Raw genomic sequence first — 13,896 nt, 5'->3', positions numbered from 1 at the left:
GAAATAGGCTATTCGTTTAGGAGTAACTTACCTATTATTTCTCCAACCGTACAAGAATGACTCCATGAGGTGGAACAGTGGCTGATAGGATGTCATGAATTGAGCCTAGCTCTTTCCCTGTCCATAACTCTTTGCCGTGGACTTGCCCTTTGAGGCCGAGTTGGCTCAGAGAAACAGAAATGTCGACTATCGTTTCATCCGTATTGAACAGGGCAACATAGTGTTCCCCCTGGTCTCCCTCCGCTGTCCATACAATCTTATTCTGCTCTCGGGAAACTTGTCTTGCTTTGGAACTGTTTCGATGCATGGCGAGTACATCGCGATTAGTGAGGAGTGAATGTGTCCACTCATCGTTATCTCGAAGTTCACCGCCAAACATGAGTGGCGAACGGAAGATGCTCCACAGCGTCATCATCGTTAACTGCTCATCGCGAGTGAACCTGGTCCACCTGTCAGCTGCACCACCATCGACCGAACGAATACCTATATGGCCTAGAGGCAGCATGTCGCAATCCGGCCAGTTACCTGGGGCTGGGCGTCCTTGCCATTTATCACAACGGTCAAACATATCGAGTAGAAGCGGCCATAAATCCCAGAAATCATCCGTCACCCGCCACATGTTTGCTTGAGATTCGAAGAAATCTGCATACTCTACAGGAGCTGGACCTGGGGATAAGCTCAATACCATAGGTCTTCCACAGCGGTCGATTGCATTGCGGATTAGTTGGATTTCCGGCTGGTGGGTATCATAAAGCTTGGAAGCGCCAATATCATCAACCTTGATAAAATCGACGCCCCACTCTGCGTAAAGCTCAAAAAGGGAATCGTAATACGCTTGTGCACCTTCTTTGATAGTATTGACACCGTACATATCCGTATTCCAAGGGCATATCGAGTTCGTATGAGCGATATCGCGTGCAGTGGCATTAGATCCTTTGATTGGTGTGTTGTTATGAACAGCTTGCCTTGGAATACCTCGCATGATGTGGATTCCGAACTTAAGACCAAGACTGTGCACATAATCGGAAAGCGGCCGAAATCCCATGCCGCCTGCAGCGGAAGGGAAACGATTGACTGCGGGAACAAGCCGTGAATATTCATCCATTTCTAGTGGAACAAAAGGACGGTAAAGCGAAGAGACAGCACCAGGTTCGTACCATTGGATATCGACAACTATGTATTCCCAACCGAATGACTTGAGATGTTCGGCCATGTATTCGGCATTCCCCCGAATCTCTGCCTCTTTAACCGCAGCCCCATAGCAATCCCAACTATTCCATCCCATCGGCGGCGTGACTGCAAACGCTTCTTTCGTCATCCTATTTTTCCTCCTCGAAGTTACTAGATCGATTAAATTGCTTTCTCGATATAATAGTAGCCTCCATAAATAGAGAATTCTATAGTAATATAATTTGATTTATGGTATTAAATTGCTGTTTCATTAATTAAAGAAAAGACGGTTATAAAGCAAGCTTTCATGACCTGAGCGAAAAGCTCCAGGTGTCAGTTTCGTTAATCGGCGGAACACTTTAATGAAATAACTGCCGCTAGAATACCCGATCTGCTGGGCGATTTGCTCGATGCTATCGTCTGTCTGTCGTAAAAGTTCCATCGCTCGTTCCGTTCGGATGCGATTTAAATAATCGTTAGGGGTCATACCGACCACAGCTGCAAATGTACGAAGGAAGTGGTACTTCGATATGTGCAGATCTTCTGCGAGCATATCTAGAGAGATCATACTGGCGTAATGATTTTCGATGTAAATGACGGCCAATTTGATTTTCTCCGGCCAGCTCTCCCGATTGCGCTGGTTGGAAGACGAATACCGGCAAAGCTCTGAAATAAACTGATAGACATAAGATGAAGCCAAGTACGGATCAGAGATTCGACCTGCTTTGGCCTCCATGAAGATGTCGCGCAAAAGTCGGATCGGTGAACTTCCAAAAGGCAGGAGCGGTGTGCTGCCGATTCTCTTTTTGGCCTCCATCCAATTAGGAAGGATAAGATCTGGTCTTATCAATAAGAAATAGAACTCCCATGGCTCAGTATCGGATGCATAGAAATACCGGTGATCTCCAGGGATTTCAACGAGAAAGGCTCTTCCGGAACCTATTTGCTCTGTTTGTTGTTCGGATTCGAGTACACCTTCGCCCTCTACCGTATATTGGAAAAGGAGAAGGGGACCGTCCGTCCTCGTAAGACCGTCCCAAAAATAAGAAGAACTATGAACGCGTTCATGGCCGACCGCGAAGAGACTGCACATGGCTAACTGTGGTGATCCCGAGAAACGGAATCCATAGGTGCCATAGTTAGCATTAGCTTCGATTACCATTAAACAACAACTCCTGTGTGTATAGAGATCAATGGTGTCATTGATGTCATTAACGTCAATTGTAGCATGAGAACTATCTATTGATCGATCGTTGATATTGTCCCGAATACTTCCTGGATACATAGAATCGAGAGAATGTGTAGTAAATGGGTAATTATCAAAAATAGGAGAATATACCTATGAGGAGATACTTGAGGATTACTTTAATTTATAGTATTATTAATAATTAATAGTTATATTAATTATTAATTTTTCTGTAATTTGTAAGCGCTTTATGACCTACAAGTAAATCGGACAATAGGAGGGATTCATAGTTTTAAAGAGTATTAGATGTGTATTTATTTTTTTTTCAAAGAGAGAGGAGAACATCTAAATGAGTAAAAGTTTGGTGCGAAGATTTACACTTGTTTTCTTAATGCTTGTATTAATGATACCAAGTGCTGCTTTTGGTAATGGTACAGACAATTCCGCGAGTCAGCCTAGCGAAAATAGTAATAAACCACATGTTGATTACCAAGGTGAAGCGCCTGATTTTCAAAATGTATCTGTCCATGATCCCTCAATCGTAAAAGATGGGGATACCTATTACGTGTTCGGCTCTCATATTGACGCTGCCAAGTCAACTGACTTAATAAATTGGAAAACTTTTACAAATGGATATACAACACCTGAAAATAAGTTATATGGTGATTTATCAAAAAATCTAGCTGGTTCTTTTGCATGGGCCGGTGAAAATGATTCTGATAGTAAAGGCGGTTTTGCTGTTTGGGCTCCAGATGTTTTCTGGAATGAAAACTATATCCATGAGGACGGATCAAAGGGTGCCTATATGATTTATTATAGTGCATCATCTACTTATATCCGTTCCGCTATTGGTTATGCAGTATCTAAAGATATTGAAGGACCATATAAGTATGTGGATACCGTTATATATTCCGGATTTACGAGAGAAGAAGCGTATGATGCTAATAGTAATGTTAATAAGAAATATACGAATACAAATATCCAAACTCTTATTGATAACGGTACCTTAGAAGGTCCAAGTTCCAGTTGGTTTAATAATAATGGATCTTATGCTAATAGAACTTTTCCAAATGCAATCGATGCTAATTTGTTTTATGACAAGGATGGCAAGCTATGGATGACTTATGGTTCATGGTCCGGTGGAATATATGTCCTTGAAATCGATGAAAGATCAGGTAAAGCTATTTATCCAGGTGAAGATGGAACGACATCTGATGGCCGACTTGTCGATCGGTATTTTGGAACAAAAATTGCAGGTGGATATGCTAAATCAGGCGAAGGCCCTTACGTTGTCTATGATAAGAATACTGGCTATTATTATCTATATGTAACATATGGCTGGTTAGGCGCTGACGGCGGCTATAATATGAGACAATTCCGATCAACAAGCCCGGATGGTCCTTATGTAGATGCAAAAGGACAAGATGCGGTTTTACCAGGCAATGTTGATCATTCTCCTTATGGAAATAAAATTATGGGTAACTTCTTGTTTGAAAGAAAAGTGGGGGATCCTGGTACAGGAATTGGCGTAGGTTATCTTTCTCCTGGACATAATTCAGTTTTCTTAGATTCTGAAACAGGACAGCAGTTTTTGGTTTTCCATAGCCGCTTCCCACAAACAGGTGAGTTTCATGAAGTCCGAGTTCATCAAATGTTCATGAATAAAAATGGCTGGCCAGTGGTTGCACCGTACCGCTATGCCGGTGAAACGATTGAGAAGGTTAACAGACAAGACCTAATTGGGGAATATAAATTTATTAACCAAGAAAAAGATTATGGTGCAGAAATTAAAAAATCTGTATTCATCCGTTTAAATAAGGATAATACGATTTCTGGTGAAGTGACTGGTACATGGGAAAAAACTAGCCATAACCAAGCAGAAATAAAAGTAGATGGCATTACCTATGACGGAGTTTTCATACGTCAATGGGATCCAACTTCAGAAAGTTATGTGATGAGCTTTACTGCATTGTCAAATGAAGGTGTTTCTGTTTGGGGAAGTAAACTGCTTGATAAAACGGATGAAGAAATTGTAGCCGATGTTGTAAATGATTTGAATCTTGGCGACATAGAGAAAGTCATTTCCAATCTGACACTTCCTTCAGAAGGTACCCGAAAAACTCAAATCTCATGGCAGTCATCAAATCCTAACGTTGTATCTGATACAGGTGTAATTAATCGACCAGAGGCTGGTTCTAATCCTGTGAATGCTACTCTTACTGCTACCATCTCTAAAGGGGATGTAAAAGCCACAAAAGTCTTTCATATTACTGTACTACCCTACCAAGAGGCAGAATTAGTTGCTCAATATTCATTTGAAAATGACCTAAATGATCTTACAGGTAATTTTGGTGCGGGAACTGAAACTGGGAACAGAATTAATAATACTGGCGGAACAATTACTTATATTGACGGTAAGAATGGTAAAGCTGCAGCGTTTAATGGAGACTCTGGTATACGGTTGCCAAATGGACTAATCTCTAGCAATAAGTACTCTGTGTCGCTTTGGTTAAAACCTGAACAATTAACTATGTATACCACCACTTTCTTTGGAGCCGCAGACACTAATAACTGGGTAAGCCTTGTTCCGAATGGGCCAGCAGGCGGAAACACAATGATCTGGTCAGGCACAAGATGGTATGATGCGCCTACAGGTTTAACCGTCAAAACTGGCGAGTGGACGCATTTGGTTTTTTCTGTTGATAACGGTACGATTATTGTTTATGTCAACGGTGTTCCAAAGTTTACAGGAACAAACTTCTCACATATTTTTACTACTACCAATGCCAGCTTCAGTTTAGGAGTCAACTGGTGGGATACACCATTCAAAGGCTTAATGGACGAATTGCGCATTTATGAAGGCGCCCTAACTCCTTCACAAGTTACTAACTTAGCTCAGACAGATCAATAACTGCATATTCTATTAAAAGAAAAAATCGTATTGTTCATCCGTACGATTTTTTCTTTTTTATATTGATATATGTTTTAAACTGAGAGACGTACCCAAAGTGAATCTGTAGGTTAATCCGCAATTTCAGTTCACGACAAGGCTATGATTGTTTATTTTTGGGCATATACGCGTAAGAATCCTATTTGTTAAGATTACATTATGAAATTGAAACAAAAGAGCAGAGAGGGGATATATATGAAGAGAGATAAGTGGACTTCGATGATGGCATGTCTAATGCTGATGAGTACCTTTGCAATTGGCTGTACTTCTAATGAGGGGAGTCAACCTTCGCCTTCACCTACTAAGGGACAAGAGACCGCAAACAAAGCGGTAAACGGCAAGTTCGAACCGCCTGTCACGATTACGACGGCTCGTGTGGTTGGGTCCGATTATACGTTCATTAATGGTGAAACAATTCAAGATAATGTTCACAACAAATGGGCGAAGGACAAGTTGGGCATCGAGATTAAAGACCTATGGGGCACGCCGGATAATGCGGCATACCATACGAAAATCAGATTATCGCTTACTTCGCAAAATCAGCTGCCGGATTTATTTATCGTTCAAGATCCGAATCTGATTGCTGACCTCATTCAATCCGGCAAAGTGATGGACATACAGAAAGCTTTCGACCAATACGCTTCGGATAGGATCAAGAAGCTGTATTCGGATAACAAGTCCGCGCTAAACCAAGTGAAAGCGGATGGGAAGCTGCTAGGATTGCCTATTTTCTCAGGAGGTGACGGAACAAACCCCGTCATGTGGATCCGGCAGGATTGGTTGGATCAATTAAAATTGAAAGCGCCTACGACGATCGAAGAGTTCGAAAAAGTGATGGATGCTTTTACGAACCAAGATCCGGACGGCAACGGAAAGAAGGATACATTTGGGTTTAGTTTTTCGGCAAAGAATGGATTCGCGAACTGGATGTCAGATAGCAGCTTCGTCTTCGGCGCATATACCGGGAAGTTTCTTCCAAGAACTTGGCAAAAAGCGACTGACGGCACACTTAAATACGGCTCAATTCAACCGGGTATAAAAGAGGGATTGGGCAAATTGCGCGAATGGTACGGAAAGGGTTATTTGGACCCTGAATTAGCAGCTCTTGACGAAGTGAAAGCAACGGAAAGCTTTATCCAAGGTAAATCGGGGATTATCGCTGCACCGTTCTGGGCAAACGGATGGCCGCTCGGAGATGTGACAAAGAGTGTTCCAAACGCGCTTGTTAGAGCCTATCCTCTGCCTGTCGGATCGGATGGCAAGACAGCACGATATAACGGTTTGATCAACGAAGGGAAAGTCATGATGTTCAATAAAGATTTTAAACACATGGATGCTTTCTTCCTCTATATGGATAAAATATATGACAGTCAATTCAATACGGGTGACTTTAAGAATGGTTTCTTTGAGGGATATGACTATGCGATGGTAAACGGCGAACCGGAGTATGATTCGAAAAAGTTTCCAAAGCCAATGGAAAAGGCTGCGAGTTCAGGCAAGTACAACTTGTTCTGGAATACGCCTAGTATACCCTTTCAAGGATCTAAAGACTGGGATTACATCTATCAAGGAAATAAGCCGGAAACAACGTCTCAAAGGGGAATAGCTGTCGCGGATAAGGAGCAGATTCGTGCAGGAGCGTTGAACTACCAGCTGAGAAACAGCAATGCGCCAACAGATTTCATAGGGGCTCCAACAGAGACGCAGCGAAATAAAGACGACAATCTGAAAACGATGGAACTGGAAACGTTCGCCAAAATTATATACGGAAGAGAGCCTTTGGATAAATACGATTCTTTCGTCACGGATTGGAAAAGTAAAGGCGGGGATCAAATCGAAAAAGAAGTAAATGACTGGTATAAAAAAGTGAATCAATAATATGTTTTAGGCTAAGGGGTGAGCGAAGCTTACCCCTTATTTCCGGGCGGTCATATTGTCTGGGATGCCCTGTCGGGAGCGGCGATTTGTATGGTGAAAGGACAGAAGAGTGCGGCACAAAAAGGGCACGACCGGGAAACGGGTTGTGTGTGTCCTTTTGCTGTTTGAGCCGACGAAGGGAGCTCGTGGGAGAGTAAGAACAAATCCAATTAATTGTCAGTTGATATATACGATTTTTCGAATATAATTGGTGGGATTCATGCAATAAGACAAATTATATACGATTTTTCATATAGAATTTTCGCTTTAGCCAGCCCAGGGAATTTTTTATATGATTTTTCATATATAATTCCAAGCATCGAAACAGAAACAGTGCTCAAACCAAATCCGGACTTTGGATAGAGCCCACATATTCATAGTAGTTGACTCGCTGTGACACTCCTCTGGCCACAGCCCGAAATTTCCCTTTATCGACCAGCATGCGGCAGTACTTGATGACAGTCATAATATGCAGTTCCAACTCCCTTGCAGCCTCGGATGGGCGAATGGCACGATTATGGCGAATGGCCGCTCGCATTAAGTCTCGTTCGATTTTTGAATAGCGTTTCTCCACGATTCTTTTGGTTCCACTCTCTGTAGACAGATAAGAGAACAAGATGTTCCGCAATGCGGAGAGAATGAACGAGGGGTTCTCTTTTAACTCATCCAAAGAGATGTAGAGGACCATACAGTCTTGAGCTTGAAGAAAAAGTCCCCGGTTCAAATCCATCCGATACTTGGTTCGATCCGTGCCGTGAGAGCCAAAGTCATTGATCTCAAATACAATACGTATAGCTCCGACAATCCACATGAAATCGACAAAGTAGGATCTCCCTCGCCAGTCCTTCACTTCATATTCAGGATGCAATCCATGGAAATGTCCGACAAGCTGCCACCAGATTTGCTCTACGAACAATTGATTTCCGAACCCATGGCCGCGTTTCAGAGCATCTAGACGTTCCCCTCTTCTTCGCCTAAGATGATCACCTATCCATTTATCGTGTTCGATCTCAAAACCCATTACCTGATCACTCGCCTCTCCATATTCGTTTTAAAAAAAACACAAAACCCCGACTCCTTTTCGATTTAGAAAGGAAGCGGGGCATACTTTGCCACTCGGTTAATGCGTGATATCCATAGTGTGCCACAATATTGTCAGAGAGCGCAACAGGAAAATGGATAACTACAAAATCCGGCTGAACGATTCGAAATCGGAAGGATTGCGGCCGACCATCCGGTTCAGCTTTAGGAAACGGTACGCGTATTTATAATAATGGCCGTGTCCCTCCCCATGCACTTCCCCGCCCTGCATTTCATTGATTTCTATAGCTTTGAGGGGTGTAGTTATAGTACTCCTTAAATAACCGGATAAAATATTGTGTTTTTTGGTAGCCGACTTCTTGTGCGATATCCGATACTTTTTTATTCGTTTGGGTCAACAAACGGGCCGCTTTCTCCATTCTGACACGAGTGATATAAGCGGAAAGACTATCTCCGGTTTCCTTTTTATACAAACGTGATAAATACACCGGGTGCAGATAGACGTATTCACCGACTTTGGTAAGAGAGACATCCTCATGAAGATGGAGCCCAATATATTCATGAATTTGACGGATGATATGACTTCTTCCACCTGTGGAATCGGTTAGAGTACGTCTGAACTGCTCGATCAGCGGCATGGCCCAGTCCCTAATTTTTTCGCTAGAGTGGAAGTAATAGGGATTTTTAAGCAAAGAGAGGCTTCCGATCAAATCGGACAAGGGATCACCCTGTTTATTGGCCATGAAGGTAAAGCAGCTGTACAAATAGTTAACGACTTCAACGATATGATACTGCGTCCGATAGGGGGGGCATTCAAGTTCCACTAAGATCCCTTCGATCTTCTCAATGACTTCCTCCCACCGGTTCGCTTCCATAACCTGAAGGATCGAGGGTGTTTCATAAAGCTTTGTTAAAGGCTTAATCTCCGGTTTGTAAGTGAGCTCATTCCTTTGTATAACAACACTTTCTTGAGTTCCGACCCGCCACCAAAAATCGTTCAAAGCTTGCAAATAAGTACTGTTTAAGTGGGCTTGAAACGAAAAAGGTTCTGTAATTATGACGGAAATGTTTCTCTTCAAAAAGGTTCTGACAGCTTTCTGTAGTTCGCTAATCCGTTCATTCCAAGTAGACGATTCGTCCAAGGAATCAGATGGAAGGACAATGGCAATAAACTGATGCGTGTCTTTGCACCACCAGAGCGAAGAATAGGACTTAATTTCCTGGAAGAAGATTTCCTCTGCCATATTCAGCAAGGCGTAGTCTAGAAGCGCAATATCTTCTCTCGAATCGTAATTGTTCGTTTCCATGCGAATCAGGATCAACGTAGATTTACCACCCGGCTGCAGGGGTAAGTTAAGGGCTTTCAACTGCTGATTCAGCTCATCCGCTGCGTATTGTTTACCAAGAAGCAGGTCGAGCAACAGATGCTCGCGCATTCGAGTGTTCCCCAGCCTGATGACAGCCTCTGCTTTATTTAAGTCCTGAGTACGTTTGTTCTCTCTATGAATTTGGGCCACGACTTTCCGGATACATTCGGAAACCTCGCTACCTGTAATCGGTTTTAGCAAATAGTCGGCTGCGCCGCCTTGCAGTGCCTTTTTGGCATAGGTGAATTCCGAATGCCCGGATAGCAGAATGACTTTTGTATCGGGATATTGGTCGTGGAGCGTTTCCAATAAATCTAAGCCGCTTTTCTCAGGCATCCGGATATCGGTAACGAGCAGCGGCACCGGGTACTGCTTGATAATGTCGAGTGCCTCATCCACTGAGCTTGCCCGGTATACGTTCGTAATTCCGCAATGGATCCACTCCACACTTTCCTGCAAATAATCAAGCACATACTCCTCATCATCTACCAGCAATATGTTCATATGGAAATTCCTCCTGTCTCATTGAGGGGATTTGAACGGTTACACGGAAGCCTCCCCCCTCATTGTTCACAAAATGCAGGCCTGAGTCCGGACCGAATTGGTTCATAAGCCGATGATGTATATTCCACAAACCGCAGCCGATCTCATCTGAATTGCGCTGTTGGAATACTTGAGCCGTTAGCTCCAGAATCCCCTGTTCTGTCATGCCTGCGCCATCATCTTCTACGGTAATGATATACCTGTCTTGCTGCCATGTGCCCCGAATTCGAATGATCCCGGACTCTCTTTTTCTCTCCAATCCGTGTACGACGGCATTCTCTACCAATGGCTGAAGCAGCAGAGTAGGGACAAGCAAATTCAGCATGGATGGCAGAATATCAATTTCGTAGGTAAGCCGCTTATTTCTGAGCGATTGGACGTGAAGATAGCTCTCGATAAGGTGAATTTCATCCTCAAGTGTAGAATCCGTTCCGGCTTTACGGGTAATGTAGCGATAAAATTGGGCTAAGTTTTTGGCCATGGAAGTGACAGCTTCCGGAGATTTATGGGCCATACTTACAATGTAAAACAAGCAGTTATAAAGAAAATGTGGATTGATTTGCGACTGCAAATGCTTATATTCCGCTTCGCGTGTACGAACACGTTCCTCGTATACATTCTCAATCAAGGCTTGGATACGCGATGCCATCTCGTTAAACTTTGCAAACAAATAATCAAACTCATTGTTCGTTCTGACGATTGCTCTGCTTTTGTAATCGCCTGATCCCAGACTCTCAATTTTGCGTATCATATAACCGAATGGGATTCTAAAATGCCGATAAAGCAAATAAGACATGGCGACCCCGGAAACAAAGAGAAAGAGCAGGCTAATATTAACAAGCAGGCTTACTTTTTTTAGCGGATTCAAAAATGTATTCAATTGAATGTAGCTGACTAACGTGCCATCCAATGAAGGGATGCGGATCGTTTGTACCATGTATTCGATTCCATCCATCTTAATCACGGAAAGCAGTGGATGCTGCAAGCCGGTATCGCCGCTCAGGGTATCTTTCTGTTTGAGCAGTGAAAAGAGCCCGCGATCGATGTTTTGATTGGCGATAGTTGTTGAGTCGGAAAAGTAAATGAAGGATGTTCCGTTGCCCGATGCATCAAGGCCCTTAAGAACAGATTTCAAATATTCGCTCGTTATTGATGTTTCAACGACTGAAGTCACATTGCTCAAATCCGGTTGAAAAACAGAGGGATTTGTGAACATCAAATGAAAGGATAACTGTCCTTGATCATCGTGATGGATAAACCATTTGTTTTTAGGCGCAGCAGCCAGTTCAACATTGTTATAAGCAATCTTTCCCTTTGTCGAGAGAGCTTCCTCGATTTGCGGCCAGTAAACGCTTACATCATGAATGAGAGATTCCGCTTGACTCTGAAGAATCAGCTTTTCTTCAACATTTTTCCGCATGAGCAAATGATCGACATATTCGGGGAAATCCCACGAGCTGGAATATGCTTTGATAGTGGAGTCGTTCGCGAGCAGCAGCGTCTGCGTTTCAAGCTGCCTTAAAGACTGTTCCAACTGAAGTATCGTAAACTCCAATTGTTTGTCTGCCGAGTTTTCGAGCGTTTCCCTGACCACATCCTCTCCAACTTTGTTGGCGTAAGAAAAGAGCAATGTGGCAGGAATGAGCAGCAGGACCAGCATCAATAGCATATTACGGAATGTTTTATATTTTATCATGTGTTCACCGCCTAGGAAATAAATGTGAGAAAGAGGTTATGAAAGGGGACATAGAAGTTAAGACCTTGTCATAGGTACAGGAAGTGCCCGTTGGTATAATAGTAGCAGAAGTATGCGAAAGTGCAATTATGCAATTACTGGATGTAGAAAGGGGAGAAGCTTATGAAAAGCACTCGGAACGCAATCGTTATACGTAAGATAACCGCAAGTAAAATGGAATCCAATTGGATTCGGGGACTCAAAAAAACTTGGCCCCTGCATATGCTGATTTTCCCGGCCTTAGTAATCGCTGTTGTTTTCCATTACGTGCCTATAGCAGGATTGGTGATGGCTTTTCAGGACTATAAGCCTTGGCTTGGCTTTTTAAAATCCGAATGGGTCGGCTTCAAGCATTTCCACTCTTTGTTTATGTTCGAGGAGTCTGTGCAGGTTATTTGGAACACATTAATCATCGCGGTGCTAAAAATTGGTTTTGGAACGCTAGTCCCCATTCTTTTTGCTTTATTGCTAAATGAAGTTCGCATTAACGGAATCAAAAGGGGTATCCAAACATTGGTTTATTTGCCTCACTTCTTGTCATGGGTCATCCTCGGAGGCATATTAATCGATCTGTTGTCGGTCAAAGGCGGGCTTGTGAACCGGATGATTACGGCCATGTTCGGTATTAAGCCTATATTCTTTCTGGGTGACGGGGATTGGTTCCGTTTTGTTGTGATTTTCAGTGACATTTGGAAGGAATTTGGCTTCGGTATGATCGTTTACCTTGCAGCCATAACGGCCGTGAATCCTTCCTTATACGAAGCCGCTGAAGTGGACGGAGCGACACGACTGCAGCAAACCATTCACGTTACACTGCCGGCTATGATGCCGATTATTGTTGTTGTAGCTACACTCCAGCTGGGTAATGTGTTGAATGCGGGTTTTGATCAGATCTTCAATCTTTACAATCCGCTTGTGTATAGTAAAGGAGATGTGATCGATACCTTCGTTTACCGCTCGGCCATGCTGAAAGGGGATTTCAGTTTTGCAACGGCAGTCGGGTTGTTCAAATCAGTAACCAGCTTCATTTTAATCATTATTTCCTACCGGTTAGCTTATAAATATGCGAATTATCGGATTTTCTAGTCAAAGGAGGAGGAGACGCATGTACCATAAAACGCTCGCTTATCGATGGTTTAATGTTTTTAATCAACTATTTCTCATCACTGTATCGCTGCTGTGTATACTGCCGCTTCTGCATGTCTTTGCAGTATCGTTAAGCGGAAAAGCTGCGGCTACCGCCAATATTGTCAATTTGTGGCCGATAGACGTCACGCTGGAATCGTATCTGAAGACAGTGAATAACCCTAGTTTTATCCGTTCACTGCTTTTCTCGTTGTACCGGACTATTTTGGGAACCGGGATCGGAATGGTTGTTACCGTTTTTGCAGGCTACGCGTTGTCTAAGAAATATACGGCGTTTAAAAGCCGGAATGTTTATATGTGGTTTTTCGTATTTACGATGCTATTTTCCGGCGGACTCGTTCCGAACTATATTCTCATTACTAATCTTGGCTTGATAAATACGATATGGGCGCTAGTTTTGCCGGCAGCATTAAGCGTTTACAATATGATACTGCTGATGAATTTCTTTCGCGCCATTCCTGTAGAATTGGAGGAAGCGGCCGTGATGGACGGAGCAGGAATCATTCGAATCTTGTTCAAAATCCATTTGCCGATGTCGATGCCGGCTCTTGCAACGATAACACTTTTTACGTTAGTATTTCATTGGAACTCATGGTTCGACGGATTAATATACATGATGGACTCGAATAAGTATCCGCTTGCTACCTTCCTTCAAACCATCGTTGTACAGCAGGATTTTAGCAAAATCAGCATTGATCCTAAGGATTTGGAAAATTTATCGCAGCGTACCGTCAAATCGGCCCAAATTTTTATCGGCGCTCTGCCCATTCTGCTCGTTTATCCGTTTCTGCAGAAGTTCTTTATTAAAGGCATTGTAGTTGGGGCTGTAAAAGAGTAGGGG

Annotated in this window: 9 protein-coding genes; 4 read left to right on the top strand and 5 right to left on the bottom strand. The window is 43.0% G+C overall.

Going from position 1 to position 13,896, the window contains the following annotated elements; translation table 11 throughout:
• Positions 1–34: 34 nt before the first annotated feature.
• Positions 35–1,318, bottom strand: coding sequence for a glycoside hydrolase family 27 protein (locus tag QFZ80_RS23270; RefSeq protein ID WP_307561273.1), 1,284 nt, complete (start codon positions 1,316–1,318; stop codon positions 35–37).
• Positions 1,319–1,441: 123 nt separating this feature from the next.
• Positions 1,442–2,332, bottom strand: coding sequence for an AraC family transcriptional regulator (locus tag QFZ80_RS23265; RefSeq protein ID WP_307561271.1), 891 nt, complete (start codon positions 2,330–2,332; stop codon positions 1,442–1,444).
• A 373-nt stretch (positions 2,333–2,705) separates the two neighbouring features.
• Between QFZ80_RS23265 and QFZ80_RS23260 the strand changes: the two genes are divergently transcribed.
• Both QFZ80_RS23260 and QFZ80_RS23255 read left to right on the top strand, forming a co-directional pair.
• Positions 2,706–5,267, top strand: coding sequence for a LamG-like jellyroll fold domain-containing protein (locus QFZ80_RS23260; protein WP_307561269.1), 2,562 nt, complete (start codon positions 2,706–2,708; stop codon positions 5,265–5,267).
• 234 nt (positions 5,268–5,501) lie between these two features.
• Positions 5,502–7,184 (top strand): extracellular solute-binding protein, encoded by a 1,683-nt coding sequence (locus tag QFZ80_RS23255; protein WP_307553724.1) that lies wholly within the window; start codon positions 5,502–5,504, stop codon positions 7,182–7,184.
• Between the two features lie 376 nt (positions 7,185–7,560).
• Here the strand turns inward: QFZ80_RS23255 and QFZ80_RS23250 are convergent, their stop codons facing one another.
• The 3 genes from QFZ80_RS23250 to QFZ80_RS23240 form a co-directional block, all read right to left on the bottom strand.
• Complete coding sequence (locus tag QFZ80_RS23250) at positions 7,561–8,244, bottom strand: hypothetical protein (protein ID WP_307553726.1); 684 nt, start codon at positions 8,242–8,244, stop codon at positions 7,561–7,563.
• 292 nt (positions 8,245–8,536) lie between these two features.
• Positions 8,537–10,135, bottom strand: coding sequence for a response regulator (locus QFZ80_RS23245; protein WP_307553728.1), 1,599 nt, complete (start codon positions 10,133–10,135; stop codon positions 8,537–8,539).
• Positions 10,113–11,870, bottom strand: a complete 1,758-nt coding sequence (locus QFZ80_RS23240) for a sensor histidine kinase (RefSeq protein WP_307553730.1) — start codon at positions 11,868–11,870, stop codon at positions 10,113–10,115. Before QFZ80_RS23240 ends, QFZ80_RS23245 begins: the two co-directional genes overlap by 23 nt.
• Positions 11,871–12,032: 162 nt before the next feature.
• Between QFZ80_RS23240 and QFZ80_RS23235 the strand changes: the two genes are divergently transcribed.
• A complete protein-coding gene (locus QFZ80_RS23235; protein ID WP_373460144.1) occupies positions 12,033–12,995 on the top strand; it encodes an ABC transporter permease in 963 nt (320 codons plus the stop codon).
• 19 nt (positions 12,996–13,014) lie between these two features.
• Entirely contained in the window at positions 13,015–13,893 is an 879-nt protein-coding gene (locus tag QFZ80_RS23230; protein WP_307553731.1) for a carbohydrate ABC transporter permease, read from the top strand.
• The last annotated feature ends 3 nt before the right edge of the window (positions 13,894–13,896 follow it).

Origin of the sequence: Paenibacillus sp. V4I7 (assembly GCF_030817275.1) — a bacterium.
Classification (GTDB): domain Bacteria; phylum Bacillota; class Bacilli; order Paenibacillales; family NBRC-103111; genus Paenibacillus_E.
Note: the sequence above shows the minus strand (reverse complement) of the source record. Positions and strands in the feature narration are given on the sequence as shown.

Coding starts and splice junctions, on each gene's coding strand:
- QFZ80_RS23265 (WP_307561271.1), bottom strand. CDS start 2,332: ATGGTAATCGAAGCTAATGCTAACTATGGCACCTATGGATTCCGTTTC.
- QFZ80_RS23235 (WP_373460144.1), top strand. CDS start 12,033: ATGAAAAGCACTCGGAACGCAATCGTTATACGTAAGATAACCGCAAGT.
- QFZ80_RS23230 (WP_307553731.1), top strand. CDS start 13,015: ATGTACCATAAAACGCTCGCTTATCGATGGTTTAATGTTTTTAATCAA.
- QFZ80_RS23270 (WP_307561273.1), bottom strand. CDS start 1,318: ATGACGAAAGAAGCGTTTGCAGTCACGCCGCCGATGGGATGGAATAGT.
- QFZ80_RS23240 (WP_307553730.1), bottom strand. CDS start 11,870: ATGATAAAATATAAAACATTCCGTAATATGCTATTGATGCTGGTCCTG.
- QFZ80_RS23255 (WP_307553724.1), top strand. CDS start 5,502: ATGAAGAGAGATAAGTGGACTTCGATGATGGCATGTCTAATGCTGATG.
- QFZ80_RS23250 (WP_307553726.1), bottom strand. CDS start 8,244: ATGGGTTTTGAGATCGAACACGATAAATGGATAGGTGATCATCTTAGG.
- QFZ80_RS23260 (WP_307561269.1), top strand. CDS start 2,706: ATGAGTAAAAGTTTGGTGCGAAGATTTACACTTGTTTTCTTAATGCTT.
- QFZ80_RS23245 (WP_307553728.1), bottom strand. CDS start 10,135: ATGAACATATTGCTGGTAGATGATGAGGAGTATGTGCTTGATTATTTG.